Here is a 17,484-nt window from a genome sequence, read left to right on the forward strand (position 1 = left end):
TGTCCTTTTCTTGTTTGAGTTCTTCAAGCCCGGCCATGGGACAGGCGCGAGCGACGTGCCAGCGAATCGACAATGACCGCGACAGCAAGGACTCCGCCCGTGATCATGTACCGGAGCGACGAGGAGAGATCGAGCAGCGTGAGGCCACTCGCGATGGACTGGATGACGATGATGCCGAGGAGCGCAGAATAGGCACTGCCACGGCCGCCAAAAAGGCTCGTACCGCCGATGACTGCGGCTGCGATCGCGTTGAGGTTGACATCTCCGGAGCCAGCCTGTTGGCTGGAAGATGCCAGTCGCGCCGCGGCAAGAATGCCACCAGCGGCTGCCAACGTCGAGCACAGCATGAAGGCGCTCAAATAGACCCGGCGAACGTTGATGCCGGCCCGTCGGGCTGCCTCGCGATTGCCGCCGACTGCAGACATCGAGCGACCCCATCTAGTCCGCGTCAACGCGTAGTTCATGACCACGCACAAGCCGACGAACAGACCGAACATCCACGGCACGCCCCGCCCGAGATTGAGATAATAGACGACGAATTCGAGCAAGACGGTAACAAGCAGCGCCTTCAGCATCATGCGGCCAGGCGAAGTGGCTGACAGTCCCGCCTGGCGACGGCGCACGGCCGTGCGATAGCCAGTCACGAACATGATCAGACTCGCGACCGCCGCCAGCGCGTAGGACACGATCGGCGGCATAACGAGCATCTGCCCGAAGTCGACCAGCGGCGATCCGTAAGGAAGATTGATCGAGCCCGAAGAACCGAGCAGATACAGCTGCAGCCCGAGCCAGGCCAGCAGGCCGGCCAGCGTCGAGACGAAGCTCGGCATTCCCAGGCGATTGAACAGAAATGCGTAGAGCGCGCCGATGGCCGCGCCCAGCACCAGCGCCGTGCCGATGGCGAGGGCAACCGGCCAATCCTGACCGACCCAGAGCACGCCAATAAGCGCCGAAGCGAACCCGCTGACCGAGCCGACCGAAAGGTCGATCTCGCCGACCATCAGGATGCAGACGATGCCGAGCGAGATGACGCCCACCGTCGAGCAATCGAACAGCAAATTGACCAGATTGTTCGGCGCCAGAAAAACCGGGTTGAGGCTCTCGAAGACGGTGCAGATGAGGATAAGACCGACGACCACGGGCAACGAACCGAGATCGCCTGATCGAACGCGGTCCACGAAAGAGTTGACGACGCTCCCGAGCGTGTCCGCGTGCTTGAGCCGCTCGTCGCTGCGGTCGAGCGGGCGCGCCGTCGAGACCTGCTGCATGTCACTGGTCATCGGTGCTGCTCCGCCGCCTGATGGGCGCGACGCCGGCCGGCGCGCCGCGAGACGGAGTTCTCATCCGCACCGGTAATGGCAGTGACGAGATCCTGGTTGGAGGCGTCCGGTCCGAATTCGCCGTTGTTGCGGCCAAGGCGCAGGACCACGATCCGGTCGGCCACCGCGCGTACGTCCTCCATGTTGTGGCTGATCATGATGACGCCGAGGCCGCGGGCGCGCACGCGCTCGACGAGGTCGAGCACCTCGGCGGTCTGCGCAACGCCGAGCGCCGCGGTCGGCTCGTCGAGGAGGATGAGCTTCGGCTCGGTCAGGAGTGAGCGCGCGATCGCCACGGTCTGGCGCTGTCCGCCGGAGAGCGAGGCAACCGGCTCGCGCACGCTCAGGATCCGTGCCGACAATTCGTTGAGCAACGTCCAGGCGCGGAGCTCCATGGAGACCTCGTCGAGTCGAAATGGATTGAGCTCGCGGCCGAGAAAGATGTTGGCGACCACATCTAGGTTCTCGCAGAGCGCCAAGTCCTGGAAAACGGTGGCTATGCCGAGGCGGAGCGCCGCGGCCGGATCGGCCAGGCCGACATGTTCGCCATCGAAGGCGATGGTTCCGGAGGTGGGCTGATGCACGCCGGCAAGGATCTTCACGAGCGTGGACTTTCCAGCGCCGTTATCGCCTACAAGCGCGACGACCTCGCCGGCATGCACGTCGAGATCGACATTGGTGAGAGCGGACACGGCGCCGAAATGCTTGGAAATTCCGCGAAGGCTCAGAACCGGCTTGCGCGGTCCGCCCTGCGGGTGATCGACATCCGAGATCACGGTCATTTCCGGGTCCCTGCTCTCGTCGTTCGTCCCGGCCGCCGTCAAGCGGCCGGGACGAACGCAGTTACGGCGTAATGCCGAGCTTCTTGCAGCCGGCGGCATATCGGCCCGTGCAGAGCTGATCGGCCGTCTGGATTTTCTTGTCGATGATCTCCGCCTTCAGGTTTTCCTGCGTGACGACCGCCGGCACGAACAGCTTCGACGGCGCATTGAAGAGCGTGGTTTCCGCGTTGGGGGTCTCGCCCGAGAGGAATTTCACCGCCGATTGGGCCGCCGCAGCGGCCACGATCTCGCTGGGTTTGGAAATCGTGTTGTACTGATCGCCGGCGATGATCAGCTGAAGCGCGGCGATAGTCGCGTCGTTGCCGGTCACCGGCGGCACCGGATCGATGCCGGCGGCCTTGAAAGCGGCAATTGCACCACCGCCCGTCCCGTCATTGGCGGCCACTACGCCGAGGATCTTCTTGCCGAAGCGGGTGACTTGGCCGCTCGCCCATTGCTGCGCCTTCGGCGGCGCCCAGTCCGGCGTGTCGTATTCGGCAAGAATGGGATAACCGCTCTTGTCGAGACCGGCGTGGATGCCTTTCTTGATGAGCCCCGCAGCGGCATCGGTCGGCGACCCATTGATTTCAAGCACGCCTTCACCTTCCTTGGCTGTGACATTGGCAGCCTTGAGATGCTTGACGAGGGATTCGGAGATAGCCTTGCCAATGGCTTCATTGTCGAAGGACACGTAGAAATCGACTTTCGCATCGGGGACCGGCCGGTCATAAGCGATGACTTTGATGCCCTGCGATTGTGCCATCTTGACCAGGGAGGCTGCGGCCGTCGAGTCGACGGGGTCCAGCACGATCACCTTGGCGCCCTGCGAGATTGCCGAGTTGAACTGCTGCTGCTGCCGCGCCGCATCCGCGCCGGCGTTCTGGTAGATCACCTTGCAGCTGGCGCAGAGTTTCTTCATCTCGGCCGCAAAGCCCGGATAATCGTGCTGTTCGTAGCGGGTGGAGGCCTGGTCGGGCATAAGGAAGGCCACCGTCGCGTCCTTCACCTCCGCGGCCTGAGCGAACGTGGCTGTCGTGCCCAGAAGCGACACGGCCAAGGCGATCGTGCAATATTTCGGCGACAACTTTTTCATTCGGACTTTCCTTTCCGGAACTGAATGCTAGAGTGCTCTCGTTCATTCATCAAAGACACGCGCCTTCGCTGCTTCCATGACCGGCGATGGACGCCGATGCACTGAAGCCACCCAAAATCTGGACAAACATTTCCAGTCGCAGGCCGCTATCAGCGGGCCCGCGTCCTTCTTGCCGTAGTGACCTCCTCCCCTTTTTCTCCTTTATCCGCTATGCAGCACGTGCCGCGTTGATGTTTTGCGCCAACAATCGCCTAAAGCGCGAAGGCGGCATGCCCTTCTCGGCCAAAAACTGACGGTTGAAATTCGAGACGTTGTTGAAACCGACCTCAAAGCAGATGTCGGTGATCGACGCTTGCTCGTCGCTCATCAATATCTGGCAGGCGAGATTGATGCGGAGACGTTTGACGTATTGGACCAGTGACATGCCGGTGTGCCGCCGGAAGGAGCGCGAAAACGCGCTTTGCGACTGGCCCGCGATTGCTGCAAGCTCAGCTTCGCCGAATGACTGTGTCAGGTTCGTACGAATGAAGGCGAGCGCCTTGTTCATGCCCGCCGACATATAACCGGACGGGTCGGGGAGATAGTTGGGGCTGGAGAGCGGGCGCGCCTTTCGGGCGCGGCACAGCATTCCCAAGATCATCAGGAACAGCTCGATCCGACGCACCCCATTCGCGCCAACGATCTCCTCCATCAGTGGCGCGACTTGGTCGCTTGTACTGCGAGTGAAGAGCGCGCCGCGCCGCGAAAATTCCAGCAGCGAGGAAAGACCGGAAAGCTCGGGCACGACCTTCATCAAGTCACCGATAAATTCTTCACTGAACTGAAGGATGCGTCCGCGGAGCGGGATAGTTTCCCCTGCCGGGAGATCGCTCACCCAATTGTGCGGCAGGTTGGGGCCGGTGAGCACTAGATTGCCAGGCTCAAACTCGCCGATAAAGTCGCCGACGAAATAGCGACCGCTGGTTGCCACAACCTGGTGGAGTTCGTACTCAGGATGGAAATGCCAGCGAACAGTGTGGAATGGGTAGCCGTGCGACCACGCCTTGAACGACTCGCCGCGCCGTATCTGGACAACTTCCAGGTCCGGTTCCATGTCCGCTCCTTCCGGCCGGCGCGGCTTGCAATGACCGCTCCTGTTCCGGTTAAAATTGCTCAGCGTTTCCTCTTCCCAGGATCGTAGCGACCGGTATCCGGGCATGCCACCACGATTTCAGTGTGCAATTGATACTTTTTTGACGTGCATGACTTGGCAATCTGGGGCGACAAGGGTTAACCAGGCCTCCTTGCGCTAAGAGCAGCCCTCAATTCGCAGGACAGACGCATCGCCATGTTCGATCTTCCTCCCTCCGGGGATCCGCGAGGTTCGGATATCCTCTGTCCTGGACCTCTAGTTTGTAGGCGCCAGAAAAGCACGGTTGTGGCCATGGCTCGCTCCTCAGATGATCCGCTTGAAAGCAGTGGGCTACTCTTTCGTTCACGAGGATAGGCGACTCAGAAGAACGGCGTCCTTGGAACATCAATCTTTTGCGGGCTGTTCGGTTTGACTTCGGATCTCCACGGTAACAGGGAGCGGCCGGGCCGCTTGCCTATGGCCAAGGTCCGGCCGCAGCACGTCCTGGCAGAACGCGGATCGAGCGTCCTGATTTCCGACAAGCCTATTCCAGGGACTCGGCCGAGCCGCAGGTCAGGAAATCGCCCTGACTCCCATGGCATAAAGGAGTCGCGAGAGGCTATCGGGCTGAAGCCCTCAAGCCGACAAGGGCGAGATGATCGAAGGATCCGCGACTCATCTTTGGCAAGATGGCAACATCTACGCCATCCTGACGGTCAGCGATCTCGTTAGCCCCGGTGGTCATCTCGTCGCAATTCCCTTCCGTGACCTCAAGCTCGACGATCCACGCGGGGAGATCGTGTTTCGAGGCGCCAGCCAGGCAGATCTTGGAAAACTGCCTTGTCAGCGAGGACGCATCGACGGCGATTGAACGTGATCACCTGCATCGAAGATGATTTCGACGCAGGTGATTTCGTGTGAACGCCACCTCGACGGGCCTGATCGCCACCGCCACGGCGAGCAGGTCGATTCGGATATGAGATGTAGTGGAGGAAGTCGGCCGCTGGCCGATGCCGCCGCGTCAAGCATAGTGTTCGTGGCATGAAAATACTTGGCTTTCAGCCAATTTCAAGAACTTGCCAAACGAGAAAAAGGTCCGCGCGATCTTTCTCAGGTCGGAGTTTAAGAGCCTAACGAACGGCACATCTTCGGTCTTATAAACTTCGTAGATTTAGGCCTTCCTTTGTGGAAGCTCCGCCACTCTACCGGTTTTCATAAAGTTCACCGCACGATATGTGTGCTGATCAAATCGAATACTGCGGGCTGTCGCTATGGTCGCCGCGACGCTCGCCATACAGCCGGGCACCTGACCAGGAACAAGCGGCCCCACACCGCGTTCCCTCGCCATGCACGGATCAACAGACGATCCCTTGTTGGCGCGCGCCGATGCCGCCCTCCGCGAAGCCGAGCGGCTTCGCCTCGCCCTGATACGCGAGCGCTCGATTGCACAAGCCATCTGTGACGACGCCGCGCAAACCCGCACGCTGCAGGCTGGCCTGCTGCCAGCGATCGCGATTGCGCTGACGGTCAACGCTCCTCGTTCGGCGTAGCGTCGGGCCCCGGGCCGAAAGGCTCGTGCGTCTTGCGTCCCAGAAACGTATCGGGTGGCGGCTGCTTCAACAGCTCGCGGCATTCGCGCACGATCTGCAGCATGTATTCAGCCTGTTCATGGTCGACAGGCAAAGACCAGCATCGTGGTGCTCCCCTTGCTTTGCAGGCGGGAGCGCGCTCGGTCTCTCAGCCACCGACGCCTACGGACAGAGCCTTGGCCGGTGATGCAATATCAACTACCACAGGTCGCCTTGGTTCAATATTGAACTTTAGGACTCGCGGGGCATAAAATGAGTAAGCCGCTCAAGATGCTCAAGCTTCTCGCGAAAATAAATCCGCACGACATATCAAATGATGTGACTCGCCTCTGCCAGAGGCGTAAGCTCAATCCATCACCGCAAGGCCCGTGGCATCGATCGGTGATGAGAACGCCGATTGCGCTCCCGCCCGACCTCAAACGAGGGAGCAGCGCCATGCTGACACGACGTCGTTTTAAACAGACCAGAACCCTGATCGAAAGACTGGCGGACGAAGCCGCGCGCTGCCGCGACGAAGCGCGCACGCTTGCGCCCGGCCGCCGCCGCGACATGCTGCTGCGCCAGGCGCGGCAGGACGAGACCGCCATGCAGATCGACGCCTGGCTGCGCTCGCCCGGCCTGAGGGCGCCGACATGATGCAATATCGCGCTTACCTCGTCGGCGAGGATGGCGTCTTCCGCTCCGCCGAAGCCTTCGAAGCTCCCTCGGATTCCTCCGCCCTCAGCTTTGCGCAGAAGTTCACGCGGCTCGGCAAGGTCGAGGTCTGGCAGCTCGGCCGAAAGATCGCCGTGCTGGACTCCGAGCAGTCTCGGCCGCCGTCGCCCGAGCCGTCCCGACCGGTACTGACGCGTCAATGAGCGCGTGACTGCGACCGCCTGGTCTCCTCACTCCTCTGCGAGCTTGCGCTCGATATAGGCGTCCACCGTCTCGGCGAACGAACGCTGCACGCCGACCGCGACATCGTGCTGGTCGAGCGCGTCGCGCTGCAGCACGCGCAGGCCGCGCCCGCGCATGCTCACTGGTGCCGTGTTCAGGAACTGGTCGATGGCGCCCTTGGCAAGCGGGATGGCCTTGGGATCGCCCCTGGCGATCAGGAGCCTGAGCAGGCTCTGGCATTCGGCCAAACCGGGCATGGCTTCTCACCTTTGCTGCGATTTCGGCTTCGGCCGCTCTACCTTCTGGGTATGGGTGCCGAACAGCGCCAGCAGCAGCGCGACTTCTTCCTTCGAACCGATCTGGATCATGATTGTCTCTCCGTTTCGTTGGTCGGGGCCGACGGGCACCGAGTTCAGGACGATCTGGTTTCAGCACTGTTTCAGGCGTGTTTCGTCGTCGGGCTGCACCTCGCATCGAGACGAACGAGTGAGCAGGGTCTTTCGAAATGGTTCGTTAGCTTCTGCGTGCTTAGTCTTAACACGTGCCGCCTTACCGCCGATGCGGCACATGGAATGGGAATGCCGGCCCCGGCTGCTTACCCCATCCTGCGGCTGGGGCCGTTTTGAGCTTGCGTGCACGCCTCGCAACGTCAGTTGCTTTTGAGGACCTCGCCACGATGGCCTCAATGCTCATTCGCTTGCGTCTTGAAATCAGATCGTTACAAAACCGCATCCGAGGTAGACGCCGAACATCTCGCATGTGCAATCCGTGGCAAGAACGGTCGCTGCTCACTACTTCCTGACCAATACTCCCATTGCTCGCGCCATGCGCCTGACCGACCCCGCGTGGCGGCCGAGTTCCGTGGCGATTTTCGATACGCCGACTCCCCGCTGAGAGAGCTTGACCAGTCGTCGAAGCTCCTGGTCGGCCCATTGCTTTGGTTTTGATGCCTTCATGGTGGACGCGTGATCAGGACAAGTCAGCGAGGGTTCTCCGTCGGTAACGAACGCTCCGACAAAGGGGCTATGTAACTTCGGTCCAAGACGGTCGGTCTGGCGGCACCATCGAACAGCACCGTTATGCCAGCCGTGCGAATGCTGATTTCGATGACCTTTCCTGTCTTACTGGCCAACTCTGGGAACTGAATGGTCCCAAGCTCGCTCATCTTGAAACGGGTTCCGACAACAAGCTTGCCAGTCTGAGCGACCGCGCGATCCCGTTTCATTGCGAACCGCCGAGCCGTTTCTCGGCGTTCGCCTTACGCCTTGTCTCATCAGTGTCTCCAGATAAATGCGACGCCTCCCGGCGCGTCTCTGCAATGAGGAAATCGATCCTCGCCGACTGAGCCAGCAAAGTCGTCCTGGTTGTTTCATTCAGTGTTGTCTGCCCGACAATCAATCGGATGCAACCATTCGCGAGCTCAAGAAGGAAGACGGCCTGACGGATGTCGTCTGTTGTTTGAATGTCCAGCGCTTGAACTTGCGACAACAGAGCGCCGATGTTCGCCAAAATGTCAGATAGTCTCTGACCCGGGGATCTTGTCTGAGACTTCTTGTTGTTGTGCTGTCGAAATATGAGCACTGACGACATTGTCGCAAATCTCTGTTGCGCGTCGACCATCATGACGTTCTGCGCGGAAAGTAATCGAAGAAAAAAAGGCGAATAGTACAGCTATACGCGAGAAACATCCGGTCAGGCTAACTCGGACCAGCCTGGGCCATCGCGGCCGCGGCCACACCGTAGAATGCCCTTGTTCGAGACCTTGCACCAAAGCGATTGACGAACAGTTATGAGGTTGCGAGCAGATGATATCGAAATATTGAAGTTCTTCGAAAACGCTATCGAAATTCGGCGAACGTCGGCTCGGAATGGGCGGGCGCCGGCTGCAATCGGGCAAGTAGCGTTCACCCCCGGAAAAGCGAGAGCATAGCGGCTGGGTGGAAGTGATGCCGCGAGATTGCAAAAACCACGCCGGTCCCGTGCGCCCGATTTAAATCGGTCCTTTTTTCGTCGCCCGGAAGCTACGGACGTAATATCCTTGGCGTTGAACGGCTGACCTAATCTCCTCGCTTACTTTGAGAATTCTTCTTCTGCTCTTGCGCCACCTGTTTGTAGAGCAAGCGCCGGGTATCGAGGAGCCTGTGCTTAGAACGAGCACGTCACGTTTCGCATTGCGATAAACATCAAACATTTTTCGTCCCCGCGACGATATCAAAGCGAAATATGTTTTCGTCATCCCGGTCGACAAGCTTACTAGCTTGCACGGCGGCGCGGGTTGCAAATATGCAACGCTTCGCGACGGACGTCTTCAATTTGGGCCGGCCATCAAAGGGGGCACGTTTCAAGACTGCAATCACCAGACCGGTACGTACAAGTTGAGTGATGTTGCATCTGCGAGAAGGCCGCCTTTGGGCGGCGCTCTTGCAACCGTCGACTTGTGGCGGTTGGGGACGCCCCGGGATGTTACCTATTCGGTGAAGCAGACATAGACACGCTGCCACCGACGCTCATAAGCATGCGCCCCGGCGCGCACTCGCACCGCCGCTTCGCTCCGGTTGAGCTCTGCGGCAATCTCGTTCGGGCCGGCGTCCGGCTTCGGCAAGCGCTTTCAGCCGCTCATGCTCGTCCGCTGTCCACCTCTTCGGCAAGGGATGGCGTGATTGCATGGTTGGAGCTGGCTCGCCCGTGATTCAAGTGCGACGATAATCGGCCGAGAATGACGAAGTTCCTATCCTGGCCTCGCGTCGCGGACAGAGCACCGCTCGAGCTTCGCGACATGAGTTTCCAAAAGCAAAGCCCGCGACGGATCGCTCCGCGCGGGTTCGTTTCGAGCGCAGGCTCGAAGATCTACGCTCAGTGCATGTGGCCGATCAGATGAACGCCGCCACCGAGAACGATCACGGCTGGAATGGCCAAAGCAGCAGTACGAGCATTGCTTCCGCTGATCAGTTCGAGGTGCAGACCTTGACGGTCTTCATGCCGGCCTCGGCTTCCGACCTGGTCTTGTACACGGTGTCGCCGCTGACGACGGTCGTATCCGTGGTCGTCGGCTTCGACTCGGTGATGGTGCACTTCTTGGTCTTGACGTCCTACACCACGTAGAACGATTGCGCAAACGCGGGAGCCGCAACTGACGTCAGCACGGCGGCAGCAATGATTGCTTTGATATTCACTGTGTCCTCCTCCAGCAGCCCGGTCATCCAGGCGTGTCTTCTACAAACCCGACAAATTGCCACTTGTTCCCGGCCATTCCCGAACCAATTCCGCCCGATTGCGTTGGTGCGCAAACAGGAGGCTTCGATGCTGGACGTGCGGCTCGTGACAACTTCTCTGGCGGTGCTGGTTGCACTAATCAGCGTGGCACTGGCTGAGCCCGTCAAGGATCAGGCCGCACCTGTGGTTCAAAGCGCCCCCGAAGCCCGCACTATCCGCGTGATCCTTCCGGCGCCATGGGAGCCCACCAAGAGCCAGGCCGAGTCTGTGCAATCTTCAAAGTAGCAGGTGGCGGACGCACGCCTCCGCGGCGGATGAGCGACGGCCGCAGCTCGCTTGACATTGTCACGACCAAATTGCCGCGACCAAAGAGCCGCAGCGAACTCCCCAAAACGAAAGCAACCAATTCCGATCTCACATGTTGTCGCCGGCACAATCACTTGCTGGAGACAACAACATGAAACGTCTGACAGTGCTGGCTGCAACCTTGTTGCTGCTCGGTTCGGTGCCCGCAGGCGCCCAGTCGCAGCCGGCGCAAAGCGGGCCGGGAAACAACGCGATCAACAGCTCCGACCAAAACAACTCCAACGCACCGGTCGCGGGCCGCAACAGCTTCACCGAAGGACAGGCGAAATCGCGGATCGAGAATGCGGGATATTCCAACGTCTCGGGCCTGCAGAAGGACAACGAGGGCGTCTGGCGCGGCAAGGCCGACAAGGCCGGCACCAAGACCGACGTCAGCGTCGACTTCCAGGGCAACGTCAACCCCGCCAAGTAATCCGCGTAGTTAAGGAGATCCAGACATGACGACCACCATCTCACGCCTGTACGACAATTACGCCGATGCCGAGCGGGCCGTGACCCGGCTCGAGGGCGCCGGTGTGCCGCACTCCGACATCAGCCTCGTCGCCAACAATTCGGACAATTGGTACGGCACCTCGCGCGGCAAGGTCGATCGTGATCGCGACGGCGTCGACGATCGCGCCGAAGGCGCCGGCACGGGTGCCGGCATCGGCGCCGGGCTCGGCGGCGCCGCCGGCCTGCTCGCAGGTCTCGGCCTCCTCGCCATCCCCGGCCTCGGCCCGGTGGTCGCGGCCGGATGGCTCGCCTCGACCGCGGCAGGCGCGGCTGCCGGCGCGGCCACGGGCGGAATCATCGGCGCCCTGACCGAGGCCGGCGTATCCAGGGAAGACGCATCGCGTTATGCCGAGGGCGTCCGCCGCGGCGGCACGCTGGTGTCCGCGAAGGTGCCGGACCAGGACCGCGCGCGCCTCGATGCGCTTCTGCACGAGCGATCGGTCAACCTGCAAGAGCGCAGCGCCGCCTGGCAGAAGTCCGGCTGGACCGACTTCGACGCCGCCAGCCCGCCTTTGTCGCCGGAGGATATCGGCCGCGAGCGCGAACTCTACGGCGTGGGCTCGCGGCGATAGCGCAGCAAAGCTCCGACGCGACAAAGGCCCCGCGATGCGGGGCCTTTTTGCTGGCGACCGTTGCTGGTCATCGCGACGCCGGCACGCGTTGATGGTGTCATCTTGCCGGTGTTTTGCCCGACAGGTCAGACTTTATTTCAAATGCCGCAAAGCGGATTGGGCGAAGTGAAATCTCTTCGCCTCATGCTGGGACATGTCGCCTGGACGGGGCAAGCCGGAGAGATCTCCATGTACTACGTCGCTGCTGCATTGCTGGTGCTGTCGGGACTATTCTATTCCGCAAGCCGTCATGAGCTCGGCCAATTCGGCGCGAACGTGTGCAGCTATGGCAGCACGTTCTGCGACAACCCGGTGGTGCTCTTCACCGGCGCGGCGCTGGCCGCCGCCTGGGGCATGTTCGTCAGCATCAAGTAGGCCGATGATGGCAATCTAGCCCTGTTTTGCCCGACGGAGCAAACTCACTTAGCATTTTCGAAAATCAGCCGCCCGCGCCGGCAGCGGGAACTTATGTTCCTTGATTCGCATTTGCTAGGACGATGTCCGCACCCGTTCGAGGCCGTTCATGAGCGACAGCGCCCTCACCCCGACGAAAGCCGCGCCGACGCTGCTGCAACGGCTGGGGCCCGGTCTCATCACCGGAGCTGCCGACGACGATCCGTCGGGCATCGCCACCTATTCGCAGGCCGGCGCGCAATTCGGCTACGGTCTGTTGTGGACGGCGTTTCTGACCACGCCGTTCATGATCGCGATCCAGCTCGTCAGCGCGCAGATCGGCCGCGTCACCGGCAAGGGGCTCGCCGCCAACGTCATGCGGGTCGCGCCGCGCTGGGCGGTGCTGACGCTGGTGTCAATGCTGGTCGCCGCGAACACGTTCAACATCGCCGCCGACATCGCCGCGATGGCCGAGGCGCTCTCGCTCGTCATCGGCGGCCTCAAGCACGAGCACGCGCTCATCTTCGCGGCCGGCTCGACCCTGCTGCAGGTGTTCCTGCCCTATCGCCGCTATTCGCCGGTGCTGAAATTCCTCACGCTGGCGCTGTTCGCCTATGTCGCGACCGCCTTCACGGTGCAGATTCCCTGGAGCACGGCGCTGCTCGCCGCGGTGTGGCCGAAGGCAAACGTCAGCAGCGACTATCTCCTCATGGTGGTCGCCGTGCTCGGCACCACTATCAGCCCCTATCTGTTCTTCTGGCAGGCCTCGCAGGAGATCGAGGAGATGAACCAGGGCAAGCGCGACAAGCCGCTTCGCGAGCTCAAGCGCGGCGGCGGTCACGAGCTCGACCGCATCAAGACGGACACCATCTCCGGCATGCTGCTCTCGAACGGCATCGCCTTCTTCATCATCCTGACCACCGCATCGGTCCTGCACGCCAACGGCGTCACCAATATCGGCTCGGCAACGGAAGCGGCCGAAGCGCTGCGGCCGCTCGCCGGCGATTTCACCTTCGCCCTGTTTGCGACCGGCATCATCGGCACGGGCCTGCTCGCCATTCCGGTGCTGGCGGGCTCGGCCGCCTACGGCGTTGCCGAGATCTTCGGCTGGCGCGCCACGCTGGAAGCCAAGCCGGACGAAGCGGCCGGGTTCTACACCATCATCGCCGCGGCGACCCTCATCGGCTTCGGCCTCGGCTTCACCGGCATCGACTCGATCCACATGCTGGTGTGGAGCGCGGTGCTCAACGGCATCGTCGCCGTCCCCATCATGGCGATGATGATGCTCATCGTCTCCAGCCGCGCCATCATGGGCCGCTTCAGGGCCCGCTCCTGGCTGATCGGGCTGGGCTGGCTCGGCACCGCACTGATGGCGCTCGCCGTCCTCGCCCTGCTCGGCTCGTCCCTGATTGGCTGAAGAGACGACCTGGACGCGCTCCCGCGTTGCATCGCTGCGCCCTTCCCGCCGCCCCGCGCTTGGCTTAACAATGCGGTCCGGGCCCGGCCCTGAGATCGGGCCGCAAAAAACAAGCCCGGCCGGGCGAGTAGGGAGCGACATGACCAAATCATCAAAAGCAACAAGCCTCGAGATCCTCGCCTGCGATGCCGGCTGGAGAAACTATCATTTCGTCAAGCTAACGACCGAGGACGGCATCGTCGGCTGGAGCGAATTCGATGAGGGTTTTGGCTCGCCCGGCGTCGGCGCGGCGATCCAGCGCCTCTCCGCCCGGGTTATCGGACAGAACGTCTTTCATCACGAGCGCATCTTTGCCGAATTGTTCGCGGCAACGCGTCCAGCAGCCGGCGGCGTGGTGGCGCAAGCGCTCGGTGCGATCGAGAATGCGCTGCTCGATGCCAAGGCGAAAGCTCTCGGCGTTCCCTGCTATGAGCTGCTCGGCGGCAAGATCCGCGATCGTGTCAGGGTCTACTGGTCGCATTGCGCCACCTGGCGCATCAATCACCCGTCCTGGTACAAGCCGCCGATCGAAAACCTCGACGGCGTCAAGGCGATGGGGCGCGAGGTGCGCGAGAGGAAGTTCACCGCGCTCAAGACCAACATCTTTTCCTATGACGAGGGCAAACCGACCGGCTGGCGCCCCGGCTTCGGCTCACCTTTCGCACCCGAGATCAACGTCGACCGCAAGATCCTGCGTGACCTGCACATGCAACTGGAAGCGATCCGCGACGGTGCCGGCCCCGACGTCGACATCCTGCTCGACTGCAACTTCAACGCCAAGACCGAAGGCTACTTAAAGATCCTGCGCACCATTGCCGACCTCGACATGTTCTGGGTCGAGATCGACAGCTTCAATCCGGAAGCCCTCGGCTATATCCGCCGGCAAAGCCCGCACCCGATCTCATCCTGCGAGACGCTGCTCTCCTTGCGTGAATTCCTGCCCTATTTCGACGCGCAGGCCATGGATGTCGCGATCATCGACACGCCCTGGAACGGGGTCTGGCAGTCGATGAAGATCGCTGCGGCGGCCGAAGCCTTCGAGGTCAACGTGGCCCCGCACAATTTCTACGGCCATCTCTGCTCGATGATGAACGCGCATTTCTGCGCCGCAGTGCCGAACCTGCGCATCATGGAGATCGACATCGATCGTCTGTCCTGGGACCGCGAGCTGTTCACACACGAGCCGGAGATTGAGAACGGGCATCTCATCATCCCGAATCGGCCCGGCTGGGGCACCGAGCCCAACGAGGAAGCCTTGCGGGCCCATCCGCCGAAGACGAGTGGTGGGCTCCTCAACTACGGTCGCAAGAGCTGAGAAGCCAGACCATGATCCGGAAAAGTGTGTCGCGGTTTTCCGAACAGATCATGCTCAAACGATAACCTGAAGCGCGATGACGATTCATTCTAAAGCGCGATGGCATTAGGTTCGATAGCCTGAATTTTTGAGGTAGTTGGCGCATTCCTCTGAGGTAAAGGCATCGAGTGCGTGGCCGATTGCAGCGCAGACGGAGTCAACGGTTCGCGCGGCAGCTTTGCGGACCAAGTGCTTAAGCTTGGCAAAGACTTGTTCGATGGGGTTCAGGTCTGGCGAGTATTTTGGCAGGAAGAAGAGTTTGGCGCCGACCGAACGGATGAGCTGGCGAACCGCTTTGCTCCTGTGGCTACCGAGATTATCCAAGACGACGATGTCACCGGGCTGAAGGGTCGGCAGGAGGACCTTCTCGACATAGGTGCGGAAGCTCACGCCATCGATCGGCCCCTCGATGAACCATGGCGCATCGATCCGGTCGCAGGGCCGCCAGGAAGGTCATGGTCTTCCAGCGGCCGTGGGGAACCTTGGCGTGAAGTCTGTGCCCGCGCGGCGCCCATCCTCGCAAGGGGGCCATATCGGTCCGGGTCCAGGTCTCGTCGATGAAGACCAGCCGTTCAGCTTCGACGCGACTTTGATACTTTGCCCACTGGGCTCGCCGCCGCGCGACGTCGGGACGATCGCGTTCGCCAGCCGCCACGCTTTTTTTTGAAGCTGAGCTTCTCGGCATGTACGAAGTCCCATACCGAGTGATAATCGACTTTCAGGCCGCGCCCGGCGAGCTCAGCAACGAGACCGCGGATGGTGAAATCGCCGTCCTTGATCCGCTGCGACAGCCAGACCGCGTGCTCACCCGAAATTGCCTTCGGCTTGTAGCCGCCGATCTGGCTAGGCTCGACACTGCCGGTCTCATCAACCCGCTTCATCCAGCCGATGGCCGTGCTGATTGCCACCCCAAACTGCTTGGCGGCCTGATTGCGGGACATCCCGCCCTCGATCGCGGCCACAACACGTTTGCGAAGATCAAGAGAGTACGGCTTGCCCATCCATGCTGGCCTCCGTCCAGCCAGCATGGTGAATCAGAAACCGACTGATTTGGGAATCCCAAATCGATTCAGTCTAAACCCATCCCGCTTTAGTCGTATCGCGCTTCAGGGCGTCACGGGATTGACGGTCGGAGAGGTCTTCGGCCGCTGCGGCTCGATCGGCGATTTCGGATTGGTCGGGAGCACCAGGGCGCCAGCGGCCCGTGCCGCTTCGCCCGTGGTCGCAAACATGGCGACATGGGCCGGCTGTGTTTTGGCCCGGCTCCACGGACCGTGGTCGACGACCAGCATGGCCGCAATCGTCACGCCCGCCACGATCATCGCGATCACGCCGGGATGGCGGAGCGCGTTGGAGATGGAATCCGCGAAGCGAGCATTTGTCATCGAGGGATCCGCATTTTTCCTATCGCAGGTTAACCCATTCGAGGCCACCCCGGTTCCGCGCTTCCCACGCGAGGTTCGGAGCCCACGGGACCCGCCCCCATGGCTTCAGTCGAGTTCCATCGCGCGATGGTTCGGCCACCGCGCTTCAGAGTTGAACGCCTTCGCCGCTTCACTCGCCCGGCGCGATGGCGTTGCTCGGCGTCGGCCGGTCGGTGATCTGCTGGCCGAACAGGCTGCCGATCAGCTCGACCGCCGTGCGCGCGGTCCGACCGCGTTCGTCCAGGAACGGATTGAGCTCGACGATGTCGACCGATCCGACGACGCCGGAATCGTGCAGCAGCTCCATGATCAGGTGCGCCTCGCGATAGGTGGCACCGCCCGGCACGGTGGTGCCGACACCCGGCGCCACGCAGGGATCGAGGAAATCGACATCGAAGCTGACATGCAGCACGCCATTGCTCGCCTTGACACGTTCGATGACGCGGCGGATCAGGACGGCGACGCCGAACTCGTCGATCTGGCGCATGTCGACAATCCTGATCCGGCGCGAGCGCATCAGCTCCTTTTCGAGCTTGTCGATCGAACGCGCGCCGAACAGATCGAGTTTGTCCGGGAGAATCGAAGCGCGCGGATCGTCGCCGAGCAGACCATCGAGCCCGGGCTCGCCGCACAGGAACGCGGCCGACATGCCGTGCATGTTCGCGGTGATCGTCGTCTCCGGCGTGTTGTAGTCGGCATGGGCATCGAGCCACAGCACGAAAAGTTCGCGCCCGCACTCCTGCCAATGACGCGCCATTGCATTGACCGACCCCATCGACAGCGTGTGATCGCCGCCGAGAAAGATCGGTAGTGCACCGGTCGTCGCGATCTCATAGCCTCTGCGGCTCAGGACGCGGGTCCAGCGCTGGATTTCGCGGTAATGATTGGCCTTTTCGGGCGGCCTGTCGGTGAGGTCCCGGACTTCGGCTACAGACAGATCGCCATAGTCGAGGACCTCGAAATCAAGGCTTTCCAGCAACGTCGCAAGGCCGGCAGTGCGCAGCGCCGCGGGCCCCATCAAGGTGCCGCGTTGCGAAGCCCCCATGTCGATGGGAGCACCGAGCAAGGCGATGCGCCGGGCTCGATCCGTCATGGTCCGGTCGGTCACGGCTGCCTCCTGACATCTGCAAGGTTGACCCAGCCTAACAGAGATTCGCACCCGTCGTTTCCCGGGGAGCTCGCAGCGCCCGGCATATCATCCGGAACAAAATTCCCTGCGCTGAATTGCCCATCCAAGGCCGGCACCCGCCGTCAATCACGGCGCCTGTCGCGGATAGCCAAAGGTCATCAGACCCGCTGTTCAGAACGAGCGCTCGCGCGGATAGCCAAAGGTGCCGGCTTCCATCAACACGCCCTGGAGGTCGCG

At 61.6% G+C, this 17,484-nt stretch carries 19 protein-coding genes and 2 pseudogenes; 10 read left to right on the forward strand and 11 right to left on the reverse strand.

Features of this window, described 5'->3' with window-relative positions:
- Positions 1-23: 23 nt before the first annotated feature.
- From N2604_RS30515 to N2604_RS30530, 4 genes are all read right to left on the reverse strand, one after another.
- Positions 24-1,268, reverse strand: coding sequence for a sugar ABC transporter permease (locus tag N2604_RS30515; protein WP_260376335.1), 1,245 nt, complete (start codon positions 1,266-1,268; stop codon positions 24-26).
- A gap of 8 nt (positions 1,269-1,276) precedes the next feature.
- Positions 1,277-2,101, reverse strand: a complete 825-nt coding sequence (locus N2604_RS30520) for an ATP-binding cassette domain-containing protein (protein ID WP_260371735.1) — start codon at positions 2,099-2,101, stop codon at positions 1,277-1,279.
- 61 nt (positions 2,102-2,162) lie between these two features.
- A complete protein-coding gene (locus tag N2604_RS30525) occupies positions 2,163-3,233 on the reverse strand; it encodes a sugar ABC transporter substrate-binding protein (protein WP_260371736.1) in 1,071 nt (356 codons plus the stop codon).
- Between the two features lie 208 nt (positions 3,234-3,441).
- Positions 3,442-4,326 carry an AraC family transcriptional regulator gene (locus N2604_RS30530; protein ID WP_260371737.1) on the reverse strand — a complete coding sequence of 295 codons (885 nt, stop codon included), beginning with the start codon at positions 4,324-4,326 and terminating at the stop codon, positions 3,442-3,444.
- Positions 4,327-4,999: 673 nt separating this feature from the next.
- On the opposite strand from N2604_RS30530, the gene N2604_RS30535 reads away from it, so the two are divergent.
- The 4 genes from N2604_RS30535 to N2604_RS30550 all read left to right on the forward strand — a co-directional run bounded on the left by N2604_RS30535 (position 5,000) and on the right by N2604_RS30550 (position 6,790).
- Complete coding sequence (locus N2604_RS30535) at positions 5,000-5,215, forward strand: hypothetical protein (protein ID WP_260371738.1); 216 nt, start codon at positions 5,000-5,002, stop codon at positions 5,213-5,215.
- Positions 5,216-5,717: 502 nt separating this feature from the next.
- Positions 5,718-5,894, forward strand: a complete 177-nt coding sequence (locus N2604_RS30540; RefSeq protein ID WP_260371739.1) for a hypothetical protein — start codon at positions 5,718-5,720, stop codon at positions 5,892-5,894.
- A gap of 474 nt (positions 5,895-6,368) precedes the next feature.
- Positions 6,369-6,569 (forward strand): hypothetical protein, encoded by a 201-nt coding sequence (locus tag N2604_RS30545; RefSeq protein ID WP_260376336.1) that lies wholly within the window; start codon positions 6,369-6,371, stop codon positions 6,567-6,569.
- Complete coding sequence (locus N2604_RS30550; RefSeq protein WP_260371740.1) at positions 6,566-6,790, forward strand: hypothetical protein; 225 nt, start codon at positions 6,566-6,568, stop codon at positions 6,788-6,790. The genes N2604_RS30545 and N2604_RS30550 overlap by 4 nt, the downstream gene beginning before the upstream one ends.
- 27 nt (positions 6,791-6,817) lie before the next feature.
- Here the strand turns inward: N2604_RS30550 and N2604_RS30555 are convergent, their stop codons facing one another.
- From N2604_RS30555 to N2604_RS30570, 4 genes and pseudogenes are all read right to left on the reverse strand, one after another.
- The gene (locus N2604_RS30555) at positions 6,818-7,066 is read right to left on the reverse strand and encodes a hypothetical protein (RefSeq protein ID WP_260371741.1); all 249 of its coding nucleotides are present in this window, start codon (positions 7,064-7,066) and stop codon (positions 6,818-6,820) included.
- Between the two features lie 964 nt (positions 7,067-8,030).
- The gene (locus N2604_RS30560) at positions 8,031-8,432 is read right to left on the reverse strand and encodes a hypothetical protein (RefSeq protein WP_260371742.1); all 402 of its coding nucleotides are present in this window, start codon (positions 8,430-8,432) and stop codon (positions 8,031-8,033) included.
- 367 nt (positions 8,433-8,799) lie between these two features.
- Positions 8,800-9,000 carry a hypothetical protein gene (locus tag N2604_RS30565; protein WP_260371743.1) on the reverse strand — a complete coding sequence of 67 codons (201 nt, stop codon included), beginning with the start codon at positions 8,998-9,000 and terminating at the stop codon, positions 8,800-8,802.
- A gap of 754 nt (positions 9,001-9,754) precedes the next feature.
- Positions 9,755-9,982: pseudogene (locus N2604_RS30570) on the reverse strand (hypothetical protein).
- A gap of 127 nt (positions 9,983-10,109) precedes the next feature.
- On the opposite strand from N2604_RS30570, the gene N2604_RS30575 reads away from it, so the two are divergent.
- From N2604_RS30575 to N2604_RS30600, 6 genes are all read left to right on the forward strand, one after another.
- Positions 10,110-10,307, forward strand: coding sequence for a hypothetical protein (locus N2604_RS30575; RefSeq protein ID WP_260371744.1), 198 nt, complete (start codon positions 10,110-10,112; stop codon positions 10,305-10,307).
- 172 nt (positions 10,308-10,479) lie between these two features.
- Positions 10,480-10,800: a hypothetical protein gene (locus N2604_RS30580; RefSeq protein ID WP_260371745.1), complete on the forward strand. Its 321-nt coding sequence runs from the start codon at positions 10,480-10,482 to the stop codon at positions 10,798-10,800.
- A 25-nt stretch (positions 10,801-10,825) separates the two neighbouring features.
- Positions 10,826-11,452 carry a hypothetical protein gene (locus N2604_RS30585; protein WP_260371746.1) on the forward strand — a complete coding sequence of 209 codons (627 nt, stop codon included), beginning with the start codon at positions 10,826-10,828 and terminating at the stop codon, positions 11,450-11,452.
- A 228-nt stretch (positions 11,453-11,680) separates the two neighbouring features.
- Positions 11,681-11,866, forward strand: a complete 186-nt coding sequence (locus N2604_RS30590) for a hypothetical protein (RefSeq protein ID WP_260376337.1) — start codon at positions 11,681-11,683, stop codon at positions 11,864-11,866.
- A 148-nt stretch (positions 11,867-12,014) separates the two neighbouring features.
- Entirely contained in the window at positions 12,015-13,301 is a 1,287-nt protein-coding gene (locus N2604_RS30595; RefSeq protein ID WP_260371747.1) for an NRAMP family divalent metal transporter, read from the forward strand.
- Between the two features lie 139 nt (positions 13,302-13,440).
- Complete coding sequence (locus tag N2604_RS30600; protein WP_260371748.1) at positions 13,441-14,655, forward strand: mandelate racemase/muconate lactonizing enzyme family protein; 1,215 nt, start codon at positions 13,441-13,443, stop codon at positions 14,653-14,655.
- A 105-nt stretch (positions 14,656-14,760) separates the two neighbouring features.
- Here the strand turns inward: N2604_RS30600 and N2604_RS30605 are convergent.
- From N2604_RS30605 to rocF, 3 genes and pseudogenes are all read right to left on the reverse strand, one after another.
- Positions 14,761-15,695: pseudogene (locus N2604_RS30605) on the reverse strand (IS630 family transposase).
- Between the two features lie 105 nt (positions 15,696-15,800).
- Positions 15,801-16,079, reverse strand: a complete 279-nt coding sequence (locus N2604_RS30610; RefSeq protein WP_260371749.1) for a hypothetical protein — start codon at positions 16,077-16,079, stop codon at positions 15,801-15,803.
- A 169-nt stretch (positions 16,080-16,248) separates the two neighbouring features.
- Positions 16,249-17,226 (reverse strand): arginase, encoded by a 978-nt coding sequence (gene rocF / locus N2604_RS30615; protein ID WP_260371750.1) that lies wholly within the window; start codon positions 17,224-17,226, stop codon positions 16,249-16,251.
- Positions 17,227-17,484 lie beyond the last annotated feature (258 nt).

Source organism: Bradyrhizobium sp. CB1015 (genome assembly GCF_025200925.1).
Classification (GTDB): Bacteria; Pseudomonadota; Alphaproteobacteria; order Rhizobiales; family Xanthobacteraceae; genus Bradyrhizobium.